Source organism: Paraburkholderia fungorum, assembly GCF_900099835.1.
Taxonomy (GTDB): domain Bacteria; phylum Pseudomonadota; class Gammaproteobacteria; order Burkholderiales; family Burkholderiaceae; genus Paraburkholderia; species Paraburkholderia fungorum_A.
The window spans coordinates 283,141-300,131 of record NZ_FNKP01000004.1 but is presented as its reverse complement, the minus strand read 5'-3'; the positions used below and the strand labels follow the sequence as shown (position 1 = coordinate 300,131).

16 protein-coding genes are annotated in these 16,991 nt (G+C 59.4%); 4 read left to right on the top strand and 12 right to left on the bottom strand.

From position 1 onward, the window contains the following. Window positions 1-212 precede the first annotated feature (212 nt). From BLS41_RS37025 to BLS41_RS36975, 11 genes are read right to left on the bottom strand one after another with little or no spacing between them, the layout of a single operon-like run. Window positions 213-818 carry an IncC plasmid conjugative DNA transfer DtrJ family protein gene (locus BLS41_RS37025; protein ID WP_074774396.1) on the bottom strand — a complete coding sequence of 202 codons (606 nt, stop codon included), beginning with the start codon at window positions 816-818 and terminating at the stop codon, window positions 213-215. Further along, window positions 808-1,092, bottom strand: a complete 285-nt coding sequence (locus tag BLS41_RS37020; RefSeq protein ID WP_074774943.1) for a hypothetical protein — start codon at window positions 1,090-1,092, stop codon at window positions 808-810. The genes BLS41_RS37025 and BLS41_RS37020 overlap by 11 nt, the downstream gene beginning before the upstream one ends. Continuing rightward, window positions 1,049-1,567 (bottom strand): hypothetical protein, encoded by a 519-nt coding sequence (locus BLS41_RS37015; protein ID WP_074774394.1) that lies wholly within the window; start codon window positions 1,565-1,567, stop codon window positions 1,049-1,051. The genes BLS41_RS37020 and BLS41_RS37015 overlap by 44 nt, the downstream gene beginning before the upstream one ends. An 11-nt stretch (window positions 1,568-1,578) precedes the next feature. Continuing rightward, the gene (gene traD / locus BLS41_RS37010) at window positions 1,579-3,450 is read right to left on the bottom strand and encodes a conjugative transfer system coupling protein TraD (RefSeq protein ID WP_074774391.1); all 1,872 of its coding nucleotides are present in this window, start codon (window positions 3,448-3,450) and stop codon (window positions 1,579-1,581) included. Continuing rightward, window positions 3,447-4,841, bottom strand: coding sequence for a TraI domain-containing protein (locus BLS41_RS37005; protein ID WP_074774388.1), 1,395 nt, complete (start codon window positions 4,839-4,841; stop codon window positions 3,447-3,449). Before BLS41_RS37005 ends, traD begins: the two co-directional genes overlap by 4 nt. After that, window positions 4,838-5,887, bottom strand: a complete 1,050-nt coding sequence (locus tag BLS41_RS37000) for a type IV secretion system protein (protein WP_074774385.1) — start codon at window positions 5,885-5,887, stop codon at window positions 4,838-4,840. The genes BLS41_RS37005 and BLS41_RS37000 overlap by 4 nt, the downstream gene beginning before the upstream one ends. A gap of 16 nt (window positions 5,888-5,903) precedes the next feature. Next, a complete protein-coding gene (locus tag BLS41_RS36995) occupies window positions 5,904-6,638 on the bottom strand; it encodes a TrbJ/VirB5 family protein (RefSeq protein WP_074774382.1) in 735 nt (244 codons plus the stop codon). A 20-nt stretch (window positions 6,639-6,658) separates the two neighbouring features. Next, a complete protein-coding gene (locus BLS41_RS36990; RefSeq protein WP_074774379.1) occupies window positions 6,659-9,121 on the bottom strand; it encodes a VirB4 family type IV secretion system protein in 2,463 nt (820 codons plus the stop codon). Continuing rightward, window positions 9,115-9,378: a conjugal transfer protein gene (locus BLS41_RS36985; RefSeq protein WP_083380290.1), complete on the bottom strand. Its 264-nt coding sequence runs from the start codon at window positions 9,376-9,378 to the stop codon at window positions 9,115-9,117. Before BLS41_RS36985 ends, BLS41_RS36990 begins: the two co-directional genes overlap by 7 nt. Window positions 9,379-9,418: 40 nt before the next feature. Beyond that, window positions 9,419-9,835 (bottom strand): conjugal transfer protein TrbC, encoded by a 417-nt coding sequence (locus tag BLS41_RS36980; RefSeq protein ID WP_253189931.1) that lies wholly within the window; start codon window positions 9,833-9,835, stop codon window positions 9,419-9,421. Beyond that, window positions 9,813-10,862: a TadA family conjugal transfer-associated ATPase gene (locus BLS41_RS36975; RefSeq protein ID WP_074774371.1), complete on the bottom strand. Its 1,050-nt coding sequence runs from the start codon at window positions 10,860-10,862 to the stop codon at window positions 9,813-9,815. The genes BLS41_RS36980 and BLS41_RS36975 overlap by 23 nt, the downstream gene beginning before the upstream one ends. Window positions 10,863-11,151: 289 nt before the next feature. On the opposite strand from BLS41_RS36975, the gene BLS41_RS36970 reads away from it, so the two are divergent. The 3 genes from BLS41_RS36970 to BLS41_RS36955 all read left to right on the top strand — a co-directional run bounded on the left by BLS41_RS36970 (window position 11,152) and on the right by BLS41_RS36955 (window position 13,464). After that, entirely contained in the window at window positions 11,152-11,610 is a 459-nt protein-coding gene (locus tag BLS41_RS36970; RefSeq protein ID WP_074774368.1) for a zinc-finger-containing protein, read from the top strand. A 26-nt stretch (window positions 11,611-11,636) separates the two neighbouring features. Beyond that, window positions 11,637-12,101, top strand: coding sequence for a hypothetical protein (locus BLS41_RS36965; protein ID WP_074774365.1), 465 nt, complete (start codon window positions 11,637-11,639; stop codon window positions 12,099-12,101). A 1,108-nt stretch (window positions 12,102-13,209) separates the two neighbouring features. Then, window positions 13,210-13,464, top strand: coding sequence for a hypothetical protein (locus BLS41_RS36955; protein WP_074774355.1), 255 nt, complete (start codon window positions 13,210-13,212; stop codon window positions 13,462-13,464). A 417-nt stretch (window positions 13,465-13,881) separates the two neighbouring features. Here the strand turns inward: BLS41_RS36955 and BLS41_RS36950 are convergent, their stop codons facing one another. After that, window positions 13,882-14,313, bottom strand: coding sequence for a hypothetical protein (locus BLS41_RS36950; RefSeq protein ID WP_074774352.1), 432 nt, complete (start codon window positions 14,311-14,313; stop codon window positions 13,882-13,884). Between the two features lie 411 nt (window positions 14,314-14,724). On the opposite strand from BLS41_RS36950, the gene BLS41_RS36945 reads away from it, so the two are divergent. Then, window positions 14,725-16,455: a P-loop NTPase fold protein gene (locus BLS41_RS36945; RefSeq protein WP_074774349.1), complete on the top strand. Its 1,731-nt coding sequence runs from the start codon at window positions 14,725-14,727 to the stop codon at window positions 16,453-16,455. The last annotated feature ends 536 nt before the right edge of the window (window positions 16,456-16,991 follow it).

Below are 16,991 nucleotides of genomic sequence, written 5' to 3'. Positions count from 1 at the left end.
ATCGTGGAGCCTCAAAACATGGGCGATTTCAACAGCCTTTCTCTCGCAGACGCCGCGGACGGAAGCCAGAGATGTGCCGGACCATGTGATGGCCTGAAATATCGAAGGGGGCACTGCATCGCGCGCGGGCGGGGGGGAAGTCCCGTCAACCGGTTGACGGGCTTAACCCGGAAAGAGGGTCGTTTTAGTGGAGCTTTCCGGGATTGCGGAGATTACTGATAGGACGAAGAGGCTTTCCAGAGAAGCGCCGCCAGGACAACCGCGACACCGACCCAGACCTGGGCAAACAGTGGAACGGGAGCGACCATCACCGCGAACGTCAGGCCAAAGACCATCAGAATGCCGTGACCAGCGAGATGAAACGACAGCGGACTGGCGAAGCCCGCGGCCGATGCCTTGATCTTGCGGCGCACCGATCCATCCACAAACGCCGCGAGGCAGAATGCCATCGTGCCCAGAATCCAGAGCTTCATGACGGTGGCGCGGTACACCGCCCTGTAGATTTCCAGCCAGAAATTGTGAACCCAGTTGTGCGCGAAGTCCGACACACCACTGTCGCCGATGTCTCCCCGGCCGGTGGCCTGAATGGTTGCACGCACCAGTCCCGTCTCTACGAACCAGCGTCGGAAGCGTTCGTTGGTGAGGGCAACCGCGTCTGCTGCGCGTTGCTCGCCGACGATGCTGACGACCGAGTCCGACTCTTCGGCCGAAATGCCGAACAGCGACGTGTCAGGAATCGCGGGCACCAGAAACAGGGCGAGCAGTGGGACGAAGAAGAACCACCACTTGATGTGCGAGACGAAACGGCTACCCGCCATAGTGATGTACTCCCCACTCAACGAGGAATGCAGCGATACGCCCCAGCATGTAGAGGGGAAAGATGATGAGTCCCGTCAGGCCCACATAGAAATGCACGGGTTTGCGATGGATGAAGAGCGCCAGCGCATAGGCCATGGCGCCCGCGCCACGCGCAAACTCACGCGGCGGCGACGTGTTCAGTTCATCCTGGGCATGGGCGGTGGATATCGCACGCCCCGCGAAGTCCTCATCAACTCTCGCCAGCTTCGCTATCAGAAAACGCGTGAGCGACATCGTAGTCCTCGAAATAGAGTCGGAAGTTCTCGCCGGTCAGTGCCCGGGCCGCGAGCTGGAACGCGGCTGATCGCTGCGTAATGCTCTCCGGACAACGCTCGTCGACCATGGCGGTTTCGAGACCGTCGTGTCGCGCTTCGAAGACCGGAACGGGCTCATACATCGGGGACCACACGTGATACCGCTCGCCATCGCGGGCGACATAACGACGGGCGTACAGCAGGTGCGCGTGCTGGAACAGTCCCTGCATGAACGCAATGTGCGGTTCCCCCGTCTTTCGGGTGCGCTTGTGAGCAGACAGGCCACTGTCGAGCATCTCCTTGACGAGCGGCTCTGCGTGGCCGATGAACTTGTCCCCTATAAAGTCTGCCACCCTCGCGCAGGCAAGTTCGAGCTCCGGTGCCAGCGTGAAGACCGGAATCAGGCGGGAAGACAGTTTGTAGTCGCGGATGATTTTTTTGAATACGGCGGACATGCGTTGGTTTTTCATCCCTGAAGGATTGGAATACGGCCCTGATACACGGCCGCGCCCGAGATCCGCATGAAGTACTGCAGGTTCGGCAGGCTGTGAATCAGGCGGGTAGGAATCAGAGGAGCCTTTTCCAACTGAAGCGAACGTGAAACTGAACCGGTAAATTCACCGACGTGCGCCTCGCTTCCCGTGCTGGTACTGCCCGTCATTACGAGGTTGCGGATCGCGGTTTCGCCTACCTTGTCGGAGAACCACTGCGCCGTGTCGGTGTCTTCCAATCGTAAGATGATCTGGTTATTCAGGTTGCCCAAAACCTGCAGCATTTTCGCGGTGTTTCCGAGGCGTGCTTCGAGGTCAGCCCGGGCCTGGAAGGCAACGAACGCCTTGAAGCCCGCGCCGCGGCCCTTGTTCAGCACCTGAATCACCTGCTCGTTGATTGCCTCGCCTACCTCGTCGATGATCAGCACGACCTCTGGTGGCGAGTCGTAGAAGTTGTAGATCGATCCGCACACCGCAGCCACGTCCGCCAGGATCATCGACGCGATCGCTTTCTGCACGATGTTGTTCGACAGCGAATCGAGGCCCATATACAGCACGGCCTTCTGCCTGATGATCTTGTCGATGTCCCAGATCTCGCGTTCGTCCTCGAAGTCGTCGGCTTTCGGCGCTAGCATCAGACCGGTCTCGCCGGTGGCCAGCATCTGCAGCAGCGGCAATGCGGATGCGATGATCCGCATGTAGTGCTCCTTGTCGTGCGTGTGCGTGGCGACCAGGCCGTCCAGCGTCTCGTGCCCTTTGTCGAGCGCGACGAAGCGTGCGTTATAGAGCGCCACCATGCCGTCGACGATCGACACGCCCGGCTTGTTGGCCATCTTGACCGTGTCGGCCGCGACAAGGCTTTCCCAGTCGGAAAGGCCGCTCTCGCGGAAAAAGCGTTTCAGGCTCTTCTCGAGCAGCGTCGTAATGCCCGATTGCGCGTATTTGAGGATGGAGCGCAGGTTCGGCTTGTCGCCGATGTACAACTCCCCTTTGACCGCGCGATCGATAAAGAGGAACGCGAAGTCGCGGAACGGACCTTCGTCCATCAGTTGCGCGATACGGCTGGGAATTTCCGAGGGCTGGGACCAGTTTTCGATCGGGTTCAGACGGATCGACTCGGAAGGCTTTGCCTGATTGAAGTACAGGAATTTCCGGCCGGTGCGCCTGCATTCTGTCTCGACCCGCTTTCGCCAGTCCGCGTCGTTTTTCGGATCGATGCAGAGCAGCACGTCAGACGGCGTATGGATCACCTGAGTCGATATCACCTCGTAGGTCCGGGTCTTGCCTGAACCAGTCGTGCCGCCCACGGCGGTGTGTCCACCCATTGCCTTGTAGTGGAACGGCACCAGACCCTTCTTCGGTTCCATACCGTGGATCCACGAGGAGCCTTGAGGCATCCGGTCACGGATACTGTCTTTCGGTGCAAAGAGAGATTCAATCATCTCCTCGAACTTGCGCCCGGTTTCCGACTTCCCGAGCCAGCGCGGCAATCCCGGGATGTCGGTCGCCGGCATGCGCAGAATGTCGTGTGCAATCTGGCAGTGCTTCTGCGTCCACTCGTACCCGATCCCCAGGTACATTGAGTTGACCTCGCGACGCATCCGCGCCTGGATTTCCAGCAGCTTTGGAACCTGCAAGGTCGTCAGCCATTTGGTGGAGATGGCCATGCGGAATTTCAGCGCCTTCCATATCTGGAATGAACGCACCACAACGACGAGCAGCGCGAACAGCACGAACAGCCAACCGTACGGCATGCCCGACAACGGGATCAGGAAAATCGCAAGGATCCAGAACGCTGCCGACCGGATCTCGTAGATTGGCCGGAAGTGATTGATATAGCTGATCATGAAGGTTGCCCCAGAATGAGTTGGCCAGCGCGCGGCCCGAGGGTTATCTCACCCCCCTCGTTTCCAACGAGCAGGCTGCGCTTGCGCAGGTGTTCGACGAGCGTGTCGCTCGCGACGCCGTAGCTGCCGATAAGACGCTTTGGAATGACGAGGCCCTTCTCATTCCAGGCAACCTTCGCCGCGCCCGACGCGACGTCCTCGCGCAACGCCCTGAAGAGTTCGCGGATCATGTTCGGCGTGCCTTTCAATACTTCGTCGAAATGCGCAGGAGTCTCCTGGTCAGGAATCTCACCGCGAGTAGGCATGGACGGGCGCATCTCCGCCGGATTGATTGGGTTCACGACCCGTTCGCGTTCGGCAGCCGGTGTCTCGCCACGCTGTTCAGCTCCCTCAGGCAGCACACAACCGATGGCTTCCATCAACGTCCGTGGTTCCCCATGCGACGGCGCGCACGGCAGGTCCACGGCAGCCCCAACGGAGGCAACAGTCGCTGGCGGCCCGGGATCGGCACGAAGATCCGTTGCATCTTCTGTCCCGGCCTGCGACGAAGCGCTTGCGGGCGCCTGCACTTCCGTCGTTGGTGCCGTTTCTGTAGCCGGTGTTGGCGCCGGTGCCGCTGGCGCTGGAACGGTGTCGGTGACGGGTTGAAGTTCCGCTGCCACATGGACGGCAGACGGCACCGCGAATTGCACCGGCTCGAAGACTGCACGCTGCGCCTTCCGGTCGAATTCGACGGCTGTCGCTACGGCTTGCCGGATGACCTTGTGCAACAGGCTCTCCGCTTCGAGCGGTTTCATGTTCGGATTGATCGCCCCAAAGAGCTCCGATAGCACTTCCGCGTCGAGACCGGTGAGCAGCTCGGGGCCGATAAGCATCTGCGCGAGCATGCCGGTGCGCATGCGTTCGACAGGCAGAGGCGCAGTGCGGCGAACCACACGGTACGGGCCGCCTGTCATCCACGGTCCCGCCGCGCCGTTCACTGACGGGTTCCACGCAGTGCGGTCAGTCTCCCGCACGATCTCGAAGTGCCTGTACGGCTCGTCCAGACGCGAACACACTGCCGCGAGAAATACCGCATAGTTGTACTGCGGTTCGATGCGGCGGCGCTTTTCAGATGGCAGATTCGTGCCGAACTTCTGGCCGCCTGCGAGCCGCATTGCGTAGAACGCGGTTTCGACCGTACACCGGAAAGCACCACCCGGCTCGCGGTAGATGTCCGGGTTCAGCGGCATCGATGTGAACCAGTCGGCGCAACGCGTCAGGATGCTCAGCCACTTGCGTTCGAACTCTCCCCGGCTCGCCTCATTGGCGCATTGTGCGATCAGATCCACGCGGCGCAGGTGATCATCAAGCAGCTTCTGCGCATCAACTGGAGAATGGAGAGCGGTCAAACGATGCCTCCCGTTGCGGCCTTGCTGATCTTGCTGACAATCGAGCCGCTCACGCCAGCGCCACCGCCGAACATGCCCGCCATCTTGGGAATCTCAAACGACACGAGAAACGCGAAAAGCGCCATGTCAAGCACGTAGGACGCGGCGCCTGGCGTCGACAATCCCTTCGTGACTGCCGCCTGGATTGCGCTGACCAGCGACTGGGTGACAAGCCGCATCAGGATCGCCGCCACCACCGTGTACATGCCCGCGCTGATCATGAAATCCAGCCATGTCTTGAAGTAGCCGCGGGTGAAGGACGAGAATCCCAACGCGAACGCGATCTGTCCCATGACCGTCCCGACCGCCATCTGTAGCTGCCCGAGATTCGTGTAAAAGATGAACACAATTGAGGTCACAGAAAGAACGGCCCATGCCATCACCAGTGGTCCGATCGCGAATGCCACGGCAATATATTGGGTCCAGCTGGCCGTTTTTAGGGCGGCCATGAATCCGTCGAAGAGCTGACCTGCGGCACTGCCCATAATGCTCAGCGCACTGGTCATGTCCGAGCCGCTGATCGTGTTGGCCATCCCGAGGAACCACTGATAGAAGCCCGGCGCCCACGACGCAAATCCGACGTAGAGGGCGGCGAAAATGCCGAGAATGCCCAGTTCTTCGAACACGACCACCCAGGCCATGATGGGGTCCCGGGTCGCGGCGTACCGGACGAACGCAAGGACCACCGTAATAACGGCGAGGCCACTTGCGAACTTGTCAGCCTGCGGCTTGATCAGGGTAGCCACCGTCACGGCCGAGGTGATAACCGAACTGAAGATGCCCGTAATCGCCGTCGTCGCGTTCTGGTTGCCCTTCGCGATTTCGCCGGCCTTGGTCAGATCGCCCGCTGTTGCCGCGGTGGTCGATGTTGAGGAGCTGGTCGACGGCACGACGGTGCCATCCGGCAGCACGGTTACATCGTCAGCAAAGGCCGACGACGGTATGGCAAGCGTCAGCGTGAGCGGCACAAGTACGGCCGCAATCAAGGCACGAAACAGTCGGAGCATGATCGATTTCCAGCGCTCAAAAGCCGTAAGACGCGCGTTCGGCGGCCTGCTGATCGAGAAAGGTCTTTGCCGCAGCGGCCCGCGTTTTGTCATCATTGTTGGCCGCCGACTGCTGCTGGGCCTGCCGTTGCTGGTTGCCGGCCGTAAGCTGGAGCAGATCATTCATCTGGCTTGATACGATATCCAGATAGTGCGTCGTCAGCTGTGCGGTCGCCTGTGACGTCGGCGAGAGCGAGAGTTGCGACTGCAAGGCCTGCCGGCGGGTACCGAGGTCCTGCGCGTGCTTCATCACGTTGTTACCGAGCTGGAACAGCGCGGTAGCCTGCTGGTCGCGCTGGTTGTAGAGCGTGCCCATATCCTGAAACCACTGCGCATTGGTCTTGCCCGAACGCGAGATCAACGTCTGCACATGCGTGATCCACTGGCTGCCGCTCTCGAGATCCCCGTACAGACTCGTCATCGTGCTCGCGAGCTGTTTGTACTTGTCGATATCGCCCGTGATCTCGTCGTACTGCGCCTTCATTGCAGCAGGGTTCAGATTCGTAGCCTGCAGCAATTGATTCGCCATCATCTGGTACTGGTAGACGATATTGCTGTCCTGATAGACCTCCGTCTTGACGGCCTTGCCAGCCGTGATGATGTTCTGCGCGAGGTTGGCCGGGTCGATGACGGTTAGTTGCGCGAATGCGCCCTGAACCAGTCCACACATAAGACTGGCCAGCACCGCAATTCGAACGAGTGCTTTCTTCATTGCTAATCCCCTTGTCCTGATCAATCCATGGTCATCATTTCGCGCAGGTAAGCATCGCGCCAGTCCGGCGCGCCTGACGCGTAGTGCCTGTCGAGAACCGCCTGCGCCCGGCCGTCCGAGCGCAGCGCAGCCAGCGTTTCTTTCGGGAAGCTCGCCTGCAGCATCCGGGTCTGGTCGGGCGTGACCCACAGATAGTCCCGGTTGGGCACCGCTTCGGCGATCATAGTGATCTGGTCGAGCGTCAGGCCGAACTTGTCGCGATAGAGATGCAGGTTGTTTTTTGCATCGGGATTCGGCAGGTAGATGATGTTTGGGATGTTCTCCTTCAGCACCTCGAAGTCAGCGATCCGTGCGACCTGTGCGAGCGACTGCGTCGCCATCATCAGCGTCGCGTTAAGCTTGCGGATGGTGACTGCCCATATCTCCAGACGCTTGTAGAACCGCTCGTTCTGGAAGAAGAACCCCGCCTCCTCTACCTCGATGACCGTATAGCGCTTGCCGTCGAGCCACTGGGCGATCCGGTAGAACGCATAGTCCATGAACAGCGCGGCAGCGAGCGGGAAGTTCTGGAACAGGTCGCCCATCTCAATCGAAATGTCGTCCGACAGCGCGAACGCGTCTTCGGCGTGATCGAAGAACCGGCCGTTTTTCTCGCCCTGTGTCCAGACTGCCAGGCGCTCACGCAGTTCGTCGGGCAGCAACGTGTTCAGGTATGACAGCGTCCAGCGCTCCGGCGGATAGCCGTCGCCCAAGGTCGTCACCGCGTCAAAGATGATCCGCTCCTGCGGCTTGGTGCATCGGAACTGGTCGTCCTCGATTGCCATCTGCACCCATTCGGCCACGTACGGGTAGTGCTTTTCGTCATAAAGGAGCGACAACGGATTGACCGACGTCGCGGCTTCAAACCTGCCCGTCGCATCGATAAAGCGGCCACCGGCAAGCACCGTCGGAATCCGCGTCGAGCGGTCCTTGTCGAAGCGGACGCGGCGCGCGCCGTGGCGACCCGTTTGCGACATCAGGAAATTCAGCATGATCGACTTGCCCATGCCGATCGGCCCCAGCACGAGCAGGTGCGAAGCGCCCCCTGGCCGGTGCAGGTTCACGCGCTGCAGGGTTCTGTGGCGCGTAGGCAGCATCGTGAGCGGCCCGGTCTGCTGCCCCGACTGCTGGGTCAACCATGCATTGACCGTGCTGCCCTCCGCGACGCTGCGCACCGGCGCGATGTCGGATGCGGCAGCGGTTTCAACGAACTGCAGCCGCCGTTGCTGGTCCCAGCGACCCGGTAACGTCGACGACCACGCGGCGAACAGATTGTCGCGCTCAATCACAACGCCGAAGCCGGCGCCCCCGATCTTGCCGATCACTTCGCGTGTCGCGTCCTCGCACTCCTGCGGCGTGTCGCCGTAAATCAGCACCGAGACGTTCGCGAATCCGTATTGCGCCCCCTCGGCCGTGAGCTTCGCGAGCGCATCCTCCGCTTCGTCCGCCAACCGCTCGCGCCCCTTGTCGTTCTTCTGCTCTTCCTTCGAAAAGTACGCTTTCAGGATCGACCAGGGATTGAACGCTGCGACCTTATAGAACTTCCGGATCTTGTCGATGTAGCCGGTCGCCTTCGCCGTATTCAGGAATCGGAACATCACGCAGACGTCCAGCTCGGCGTCCACCTCCGCGAGGATATCGAGCGCGGCTTCCTGGAAACCCATCCATTCCTTCACGGCGACGATCTTCGCGTAGCGCTTGCCGTACGCGGAATCGAACATCAGCGTGTCAGCACCGATGGTGATCTCGCTCTCCGTCAGGTGCGAGTCCAGCATCGTGACGGGGTAGCGCACGCGCCGCGGTGGAACTGATGGGTTCGCCGTCTGATGCAGGAATCCGAGCGTATTCTGGAGAAAGAGGCGGTTCATCCGCAGGCGACTGACGCTTCCCTTGAAGGCATCAATCACCGACTCGAACCGCTTGATGTCGGTGGTCAGACGTTCAATGTCGAAGACAAACGCACTGCGGGCAAGGATGGAATCTTTCGCCGCTTCCACCATCGCTGAAAACATCGATTTGCCGCCGACCGTCATGTGATAGGCGATCTTCTCGAAAATCTTGTTCACGCCGGTCTCCGGCGTGTAGGCGAGCGCGAGCGAATGGGTGTTGCGAAAATACTTGCCGCTGCTCACGTGCTGGCGGTTGATCGCGTCAATCCGCTCGTCGATGTCGGCCGCGAACGTACCGTCGATCTCGCCCTTCACCCGTCGATGCGAAAGACGCCACCATGCCGTCACACGATGGTCGAAGTTCTTGCATGCGCGGTCGAGGTTGTCGCGCGCGGCCGAGATATCCGCGGTGTTCGGGCTGTCGGCGTCGATCCCGCCGAACGTGAACACGGTCAGCAACGATCCGTCCTTGTCGAGGACAAGCTCCGGGGTCACCATCGTCGCCCACGGTGCGATCTCCTGGACCGAGCGTGCAACAAGCTTCTTCTTCAGCATGGAAGATCCTGGTCGAAACCATAGGGGCGCTTGAACCGCGCCGAAAACTTGGCGGTCGGCATGGGCTCATAGACATCCGCATACCGGTTGTAGACGGTCATGACCTGCTTCCACCACGGGTCCTTCGAGCTTTTCCAGCGCAACAGCCAGTGCACACCGATGCCAACGACGAGGAAGGTCGGTGTCATGCTCGAATAGCAGAGCAGCATCGTCATCGTGCCGTTGGCAATGGCGAGGCCGCGATCGGCCCCGCCCATCTGGCGCGGTAGCGAAAGACCGCGACTGACTTTCGTCGGCTTACGCACAGGTGTAGGTAATGCCCATGTGGTTCTTGACGATGTTCACCGCGCAGGCTGCGAGACCGAGACCGACGAACACGGACGACAGGATCTTGCCGATGGTGCTTTCCGAGTTGGCGATTGCGACAGCACCAACGATGATCAGCACGATGCCGATTCCGTACAGCCATGGGCCGCTGATGTAGGCCTGGATCAGACAGATCAGGTCAGTAGCCGAACCGAGGTCGGTGAGGCTGACCGCCGAGGCAAATGGCGTAAAGAAAGCGAGCGAACCGGCTACGAGCGTCGAGCGGAGCTCACGACGGCTGAGAAAACGCTGAAAGCAGCGGGCACCCAGCGCGCGCAGTCGTGTACGGGTCGAAGCGAAAGATTTCATTGGATACTCCAGGCAGTTAGAAAACACGATCGAGGACATAGTCCCCATCCTTGAATCCCTTGATCTCGACGATCTCGGAGACGTGACGCATCTCGCCCGTGCGGCGAAGATGAATGACATAGTTGAAGCAGTCCGCAATGGACTTGCGCATGTCCGCGAGCTCCCACCGGCTGCCAGGCGGAATGCCGAGCATCGCGAGACTTTCTAGACGGCTCAGGCCCCCACGTGCGTTGTTGGCGTGAATGGAGCCGAGGCCGCCGTCGTGGCCAGTGCTCAGTGCCTGAATGAAGTCGAACGCCTCTCCACCGCGAACTTCCCCGACGACGATACGGTCGGGCCGGAACCGCAGGCACAACGCAACCAGTGCCTGAGTGGTCACGCCTTTTTCCGGGTTCGAGAGGAAGCGCACGAGATTGGGCACGCGCAGTTTCAGTTCCATCGTGTCTTCGATGGTGATCACGCGCTGATCGGCGGGAATCTGCGTGGCCAGCGCATTGAGAAAGGTGGTCTTGCCGGTCGAGGTGCCGCCCGCGACCAGAATGTTTTTGCGCGCGAGAATCAGTTGGCGCACGGCCTCCATCAGCGCCTCGTTTTCAATGCCCGGCGAAAAGGGGCTAACGTCTGCGTGATCGTGCCGGGCGTTGACTCGCGAGAACGCGCCCCTGGCGACGTAGTCGTCCAGCGAGAGCTGCTTGTCGTGGTGCTTGCGAATCGACAGGGCGTGGCCGTCGATCGCGGTCGGGCGCATCACTGCGGCGATCCGCAACCCCTTGTGACCTGCATTGATGATCCCCTGAGCGGTGCCTGCGCGCGCAGACTTCTCGACCGACGTGGCAAGCGAGAGGACCGCGCCATTGAGAGTCGCCTGATTCAGCGTGAGATCCAGACGCTCCATCTGGCCACGCCGCTCGACAAACACGTTGTCGAAATTGTTGATCATGATTTCGGCAACGTCGGAGGCGTCGAAGTGCTCTTTCAGCGGACGGAGCGAATCAAAAAACATCTGGACCGCACTCTCTTCGAGCGGTCGCAGTTTGAGCAGGGCGTTTTCGGCGGATTCGGTCATGCTGCTATTGTTCAGGCTGGCAAAGCCTGTGGCTGACCGAAAGAGCGACCAAATCAGGGAGCTTTTATCGACGGGATTTGAGGCCCACGCGCGATCATGAATCCGACGTTTTCAGCCTGCGGATAGTCCCTTCGAGAAGGCGGTCCGGAGGCAACTGGCCACGCGTCGGACCGTCAACCGGTTGACGGTCTTAACCCGGAAAGCTCACGAAAAACGTGTAGCTTTTGCCCCTTTTCGAGTGACAATTCTGTGGTATGAAGCAACGTGAATTTCGCCTGGAGCCGTTGGCATGCGCGTAGGCAAACCTGTCAAGGCACTTCCGCAACCCGTGTGCGATTACTGCGGCACCCCCGCGGCGCTCACCCGCTCCGGTGATGCGGCTTACCCCTATCGCGATGATCACGGACCACTGTGGTTATGCGTCGCCTGCGAGGCATGGATCGGCATCCGTCCGCGCAGCACTCGCAACGTCCCTTTGGGCCGACTCGCGAATGGTTTGCTCCGTGAGGCGAAAAGCCGGCTGCACGAAGCGCTCGAACCGCTTGCCGCTGCCAAGGCGCGTCGCGACGGTGTGAACATATTCGAGGCGCGCTCCAAGGCAATCCGCTGGGTGTCGACCGGAATCGGCCTCGATCCGCTGCCGAACTCGATCCACGCACTTACCGCTGACCAATGCGAGCAGGCCCTGCGTTATGTGACCGCATTCGTCTCGTCCCGCCGCACCACGACCGATCACGACCCTTCCTGAAACAACACGACCTGACCGTTCCTCCGATGGCTAAACCTATCCCGTTCTCCCGCAACCCACAGGCTGCCCGCGCGCGACGGGCGAAAGCGCTCCTTCTGCCGATGAAGCGCGAGGCGGTTGACGAGTTATCCCTGCAGGTCCATATCGCGCTGGACGCAATGGGGCGTGGTCGCGGCTATCCGGGTGCAGCGCAAATACTGACGCAGGCCATGATTGTGACGGGTTTTATCGCCGAGGCAGGTTACGGCTCGGCAACCTTTGAGCAGATGCGTAGCGCGGAACAGGCAATCTCCGCTGCGTTCGATCGCGGTCGCGACACGGGAGTGTGGATGCTGGATGAGGACGCGTTCGCGCAGTTCGCCACCATCGCAACGACGTACGACTTCCAGTTGCAGCGCGCTCCGCTTTCCGTGATCGCCGAGGCAAGCGACAGACTCGATCGGTTTCGCGCGGGCGAATCAATCGACCAGTCAACTCGCCGACAAGCGTAGTCTGCGCCGGCGGCCAGCTCGCCATCGAGCGGGCTTTTTTCTTGGATTCGACATCTAACGCGCGGCCGCCGCGGCTAAATTAAAGTGTGATCGTAGGACGCGGTGCGGCCATGAACGGCCACTCGACCTCACCGCCTGAATCGTCGACAATCGGCGTCAGGGCGATCAAGCCGTGACTTGGGTTATCACCAGATCGATACATGACAACGCGCCGCACGAAAACTCGGCTGGCTGGCGAGCTTAGTCGCTTCGTACAGCAATACGCTCGCAAGGCGCGAGCAACAGAGCCCAACGACCGACAATACGATCGCAAGCTCGAAAAGAAGATGAAGCGCATCTCTGCGTCTGAACTGTCAGACCTCCTTTCCCAAGACGGGCAAGAGCCAATGGAACCCAGCCGTGAGGAAGAGTGAGAGCGATCATAGCTGGACATTCAACAAGCCGGTCTGTGATGTTGACAATCCGAAACTGAACGCCTCACCGACCGTGACCAGACGGGAATAAAAATAGGAGGGAGAATTGGAGTCGAAGGAAACCGAACGAGTTTGGGCAGCAATCTACGGAAATCCCGCATGGTCTGTGAAACAGGGCCATGGAAGTTTCCTTACCTTTGAGTTTGGAACACCCTCCCTTCGAATACGAGAGCCGATGAATGCTTCGCCGGATGCATCAGAAAAAGTCCGAGCAAGGCTGGCGCGCAGGCAGGTCCATGTAACCGGTCGCTGGCATTTGTGGATTTATTGCTGTCATTGGTCAATTTTGATTGATGGCCGGGAAGCCGCCCACGACGAGTCTCCTGATGACTCGATCAAGACCGCGGTTGAGCGACTTGACGGTCAACGGATAACCTCCGTCTCGGAAGGTCCGACGCCAGGATCGTGGAGTTTCACGTTCGATCTAGGCGGTGAACTAAGAACGTCGCCATATGGAGAAGATCCGACGTATGAGCAATGGATGCTCTTTGAGCGAGAATCCGGCTGGGTTTTGACAGTGCGTGCAGACAATCAATACTCCTATGGCCCGGGAAACCAACGTCCCGAGGACATAAGTTGGAAGCCAATCTAGGAATGCGTTGCGGCCGAACGTCGATAACACGATGGAGACGGAGATGGTATTTTTCGCATGCTCGAAGATCGGCGTTGCCGCATTCGAGAGTCTATGGTGCCATAACAACGACCATCAATTGTGGGTGGACGCAGGCGTGCTAACTGAGGAAGAAATCGCGGTGCTTCGCGCTACAGGAGCACTCGTTACGAATTTTACGGGCCATGTTCGCGCAGGAGACGCCAAGGAACTGGCGTGCGCAGTTGCCGCAATTCAAGAGCACCATCCCGACGAACCGATTTGGATCGAGGCTGCATGAACTGATGGGTACTTTTCTCGTTCGAGGTGTTCTGCGTGCTTTTTTCCACAGTCTCGGCCGAACTGAGCCAATACGCATCAGACGACAATCGGCCATGAGCGGCCGGTCGGGGTCGTCGTCCAGTTCGGCTAACGGAGACCCCATATGTCCGCGCTGAATGGCCGTTGTTCGGCAGGCTGATTTCCACTGGGGCTGCCGCAAGTCGGCCATTTGCTGACGTTCGCGCTGGCATGCACACGGACATTCGAACGTCTGCTTCGCCTTGGGCAAGAGACTTACTCACCTGAGCGACATCGTAAAGGCGCGAGAAGCGATGTCGCTGAAACAAGAGATACCGCGATCGGGCTTGACAGGCGTTTCCGGATCAGAAGCGGCGCCCCATTATTGTGGTTTATGGAAGCAAGCTGCGGCGTGTCGTTAGGTGAGATGGAGGGCGCTCACCGCACTGAAGCCGCCAGAGATGGCCGCTACAACACACGTGGCCTCGATGATCAGCATCACTACGACGAGTTCGGCCACCAAGGGCGTCAGGTGCCACCAACGTTTCGCTGATTGCTTAAGACGCATTGCTGGACTGCCTTCAATATCGGGGTAAGCCGCCCGCGCCCGCTCCTTTCCGAGTTTGACGTGGCCTTCCTTGAGCGGCTCGAAGAAAAGACTGACACTGCACCACGCTGCAAAGGCCGCCATGCCCCAGAGGACGACGCCGATAGCGATCTTCTCCAGTGTCGGCTGACCGTGCAATCCGCCGTGCACAAAAACCGCGCCAATGAACACGAGGAGCGCCTGCGGGGTGACATTCCTGAGGAAATCGAGGTAGTGCTTGCGGCCTTCCTTGAACAAATACATGTGTGCCTCCCTTGATGCACTTAAAAATGAACGCGGCAACGCCCGCGACGCTGTCGCTCGCAGCGACCCCGCTGCCGGTCGAAGACGGCCACTTTATTGGTTATCGGTAAAGGAGGGGCTTATTTACAGAAGGCCGGGAGAATATTTTTGTCCTCGTCGTCGCTGCCGCACGTTCGTATGCTGTGTGCATGAGGCGCTGATTGGCCATTTGCTGCCGATCGAGAACGGCAGCTTCGGAGCGGCCCATAAAAATCGCGGTGGCCCGGTGCTGACTTAGAATTGCGATATGACGACGCGTTCTCCTCGAATCTCGAACAATCTTCACAGGAGCTGGCTGGTCGCGTGCGCCAGTGATGCAACCCAAACGTCGACTGGCGGGACCGCCTGCTGGATTCAGCGCCAAATAAAGCAATGACGATCGAACAATCTAAAACGCAGTTGATCTCGCTCATCGACAACGCCGACCTAAAAGTCATCGCGCTGACAGGCGCATGGGGCACCGGCAAAACCCACCTCTGGAACGAGATTCGCAAAGAGTCGCAGGACCCGATTGTCGAAGGCGCGCGCTACGCGTCCCTCTTTGGCTTGAAAGATATCAATCAGCTCAAGCTCAAGTTGGTCCAAAGCGCGCTCCCAGTAGGCGGTGACAGCAACTCGTTGACCGAAGGTCTGATGAAGACTTGGAAGGTCAGCGTCGACGCCTTGAAGAAGGTCCACGAGGGGTTTTCGGCGCTTGACGAGCTTGCGCTGGTAGCAGTTCCTGTTGCCTTGCGCAACCGATTCGTAGTCGTCGATGACATCGAGCGCAAGCACGCCTCGTTGTCAGTTGACGAGGTCCTAGGCTTCGTCGACGAATACTCTCAGAATTTTGGTACGCGATTCCTCTTGATTCTCAACTCGGGCCAGTTCTCCGCACCTACCGACAGCGCGCTCTGGGCTGCGTTCCGAGAGAAGGTGGTCGAAGAAGAACTTCGTTTCACGCCGACACCTGGGGAGGCGTTTGACATCGCGGTGCCGAACTTGGATAGCCCTTACCGCGCGACGGCGAGGACTGCGGTGGACGCGTGCGGGATCACCAATATCCGGGTCATCCGTCAGGCTTACCGTCTTGTGGTTCGGCTCGTCGGTACGACCGGGGACATGCCTCTCGCGATCCAGGCACGAACTGTTCCCTCGATTGTGCTCATTTCTGCTCTTGCAAACAAAGCCATCAAGGACGGGCCGACGCTGGACTATGTAGCAGGCTACAACCGAGGTTCTAGCGACGTTGTGAGGCGCTACCTCGCGCAGGAAGGCGATGCGTCAAAAGAGAAAGCCGAGGACTCAACGCCGGCCGCATGGAAAGTTCTGCTGTCAAAGCTAGGGATCAATTCTTCGGACGAATTTGAAGAACTGGTTGTTGCCTTCGTTTCCGACGGAAAGCACGACGCAAAGGCGATTGAGGCCATCGTCCAAGGATACCAACGCAATGAGAATCGCATCGAATCTAGAAATCTCGCGCACGCATTCTTTGAACGTTTCAATTGGGACGTCACAGACTGCGACGACGATCTCGTAGCTGATGCGGTCAAGCTCATCGCCAGAGTCGGCGACCTTGACGCCTACACTGTCGCGGCGCTTGGAAAACAAATGGCCGATCTACCTGGCGGTGCCAAACTTGAAGAAGCTTTGATTGATGGTTGGTTGGCTCACTTTGCGACCATCGCCGACAAAGCCGAATTCGGGGAATCACCGTTCCGTCAGCCGCTACACCCAAAACTTAAGGCAGCAATCGACGATGCGCGCGATGCTCGAATTCACAGTGCGACCGTCGTCGATGCCATCAAGCACCTTCTTGAGAACGACGGATGGGGCCATCGGGAAGAAGCGGCGATGAGGGCGGCTACGATCGACGATTTCGAGACTGCGATGCGCACGTTGAAAGGTAGTGATTTCAAGCTTTTCGTACTAAAAAGTTTGGACATTCTCGAGCAGCACGAAATGTACGAGAAACACTTCGGCCAGGCTGGGATCAATTTCTTGGAAGCATGCCGGCGCATCGTCAGAGCCGAAAAAGAGACCCGTTTCGGACGGTTGTTGCGAACGTTGTTCGCAGAGAGCAAAGTTCCAGCGCTTTTGGCCGAGGGCGGAATTGAAGCCTAGTCCCAGGGATAGACAGCGGTCGAATGCAGCGTTACCAGGGCGACTGTCCCCGGTTCTCTAAGGGGCAGCCAACTTCCATCGGGACCACGGGCCTGCGGCGACATCTGCTTCGTTGCTCGACTGTATGAGCGTCAGCTTCTGGGCGCCCAAACCCGTACTGCCGATATCGGGTATGGGTCGGGCACACTCACTGGCGACCGGCAGGTTGCTGGCCCCGCGGTCGCAGTAACCCTTACGAAACAAAATCAGTTGAAATCGTTTGTGGGCGTCGACGTTGCCGACCCTGGTGCGAGCGGCGCCTTCGGCCCTGCGCAGCCTCGGCGACAGCCCTTGCAACAGATCGCGGATGGCCACCCGGCCGCAGCCGATGAGGAACCGGCCTTTGCGCGATAAGATTCAACCCGCCAAGGCCAGCCTTTGGGTTCGGAGACAACAGAGTGCTTCGGGTCGAAAAACACAACAAGCACAGCGGGCGAATGCGCGTCTGATCGATTCGACGGGAAGCGCATAGTTAGTTAGAAGAAATCAACGGTAGA

Excerpts from the sequence above, each read along its gene's own strand:
- BLS41_RS37025 (WP_074774396.1), bottom strand. The coding sequence starts at position 818 with ATGGCGGGTAGCCGTTTCGTCTCGCACATCAAGTGGTGGTTCTTCTTC.
- BLS41_RS36990 (WP_074774379.1), bottom strand. The coding sequence starts at position 9,121 with ATGCTGAAGAAGAAGCTTGTTGCACGCTCGGTCCAGGAGATCGCACCG.
- BLS41_RS36970 (WP_074774368.1), top strand. The coding sequence starts at position 11,152 with ATGCGCGTAGGCAAACCTGTCAAGGCACTTCCGCAACCCGTGTGCGAT.
- BLS41_RS37015 (WP_074774394.1), bottom strand. The coding sequence starts at position 1,567 with ATGTCCGCCGTATTCAAAAAAATCATCCGCGACTACAAACTGTCTTCC.
- BLS41_RS36965 (WP_074774365.1), top strand. The coding sequence starts at position 11,637 with ATGGCTAAACCTATCCCGTTCTCCCGCAACCCACAGGCTGCCCGCGCG.
- BLS41_RS36995 (WP_074774382.1), bottom strand. The coding sequence starts at position 6,638 with ATGAAGAAAGCACTCGTTCGAATTGCGGTGCTGGCCAGTCTTATGTGT.
- BLS41_RS36985 (WP_083380290.1), bottom strand. The coding sequence starts at position 9,378 with ATGGGCGGGGCCGATCGCGGCCTCGCCATTGCCAACGGCACGATGACG.
- BLS41_RS36950 (WP_074774352.1), bottom strand. The coding sequence starts at position 14,313 with ATGTATTTGTTCAAGGAAGGCCGCAAGCACTACCTCGATTTCCTCAGG.
- BLS41_RS36945 (WP_074774349.1), top strand. The coding sequence starts at position 14,725 with ATGACGATCGAACAATCTAAAACGCAGTTGATCTCGCTCATCGACAAC.
- BLS41_RS36955 (WP_074774355.1), top strand. The coding sequence starts at position 13,210 with ATGGTATTTTTCGCATGCTCGAAGATCGGCGTTGCCGCATTCGAGAGT.
- BLS41_RS37000 (WP_074774385.1), bottom strand. The coding sequence starts at position 5,887 with ATGCTCCGACTGTTTCGTGCCTTGATTGCGGCCGTACTTGTGCCGCTC.
- BLS41_RS36980 (WP_253189931.1), bottom strand. The coding sequence starts at position 9,835 with ATGTCCTCGATCGTGTTTTCTAACTGCCTGGAGTATCCAATGAAATCT.
- BLS41_RS36975 (WP_074774371.1), bottom strand. The coding sequence starts at position 10,862 with ATGACCGAATCCGCCGAAAACGCCCTGCTCAAACTGCGACCGCTCGAA.
- traD (WP_074774391.1), bottom strand. The coding sequence starts at position 3,450 with ATGATCAGCTATATCAATCACTTCCGGCCAATCTACGAGATCCGGTCG.
- BLS41_RS37020 (WP_074774943.1), bottom strand. The coding sequence starts at position 1,092 with ATGTCGCTCACGCGTTTTCTGATAGCGAAGCTGGCGAGAGTTGATGAG.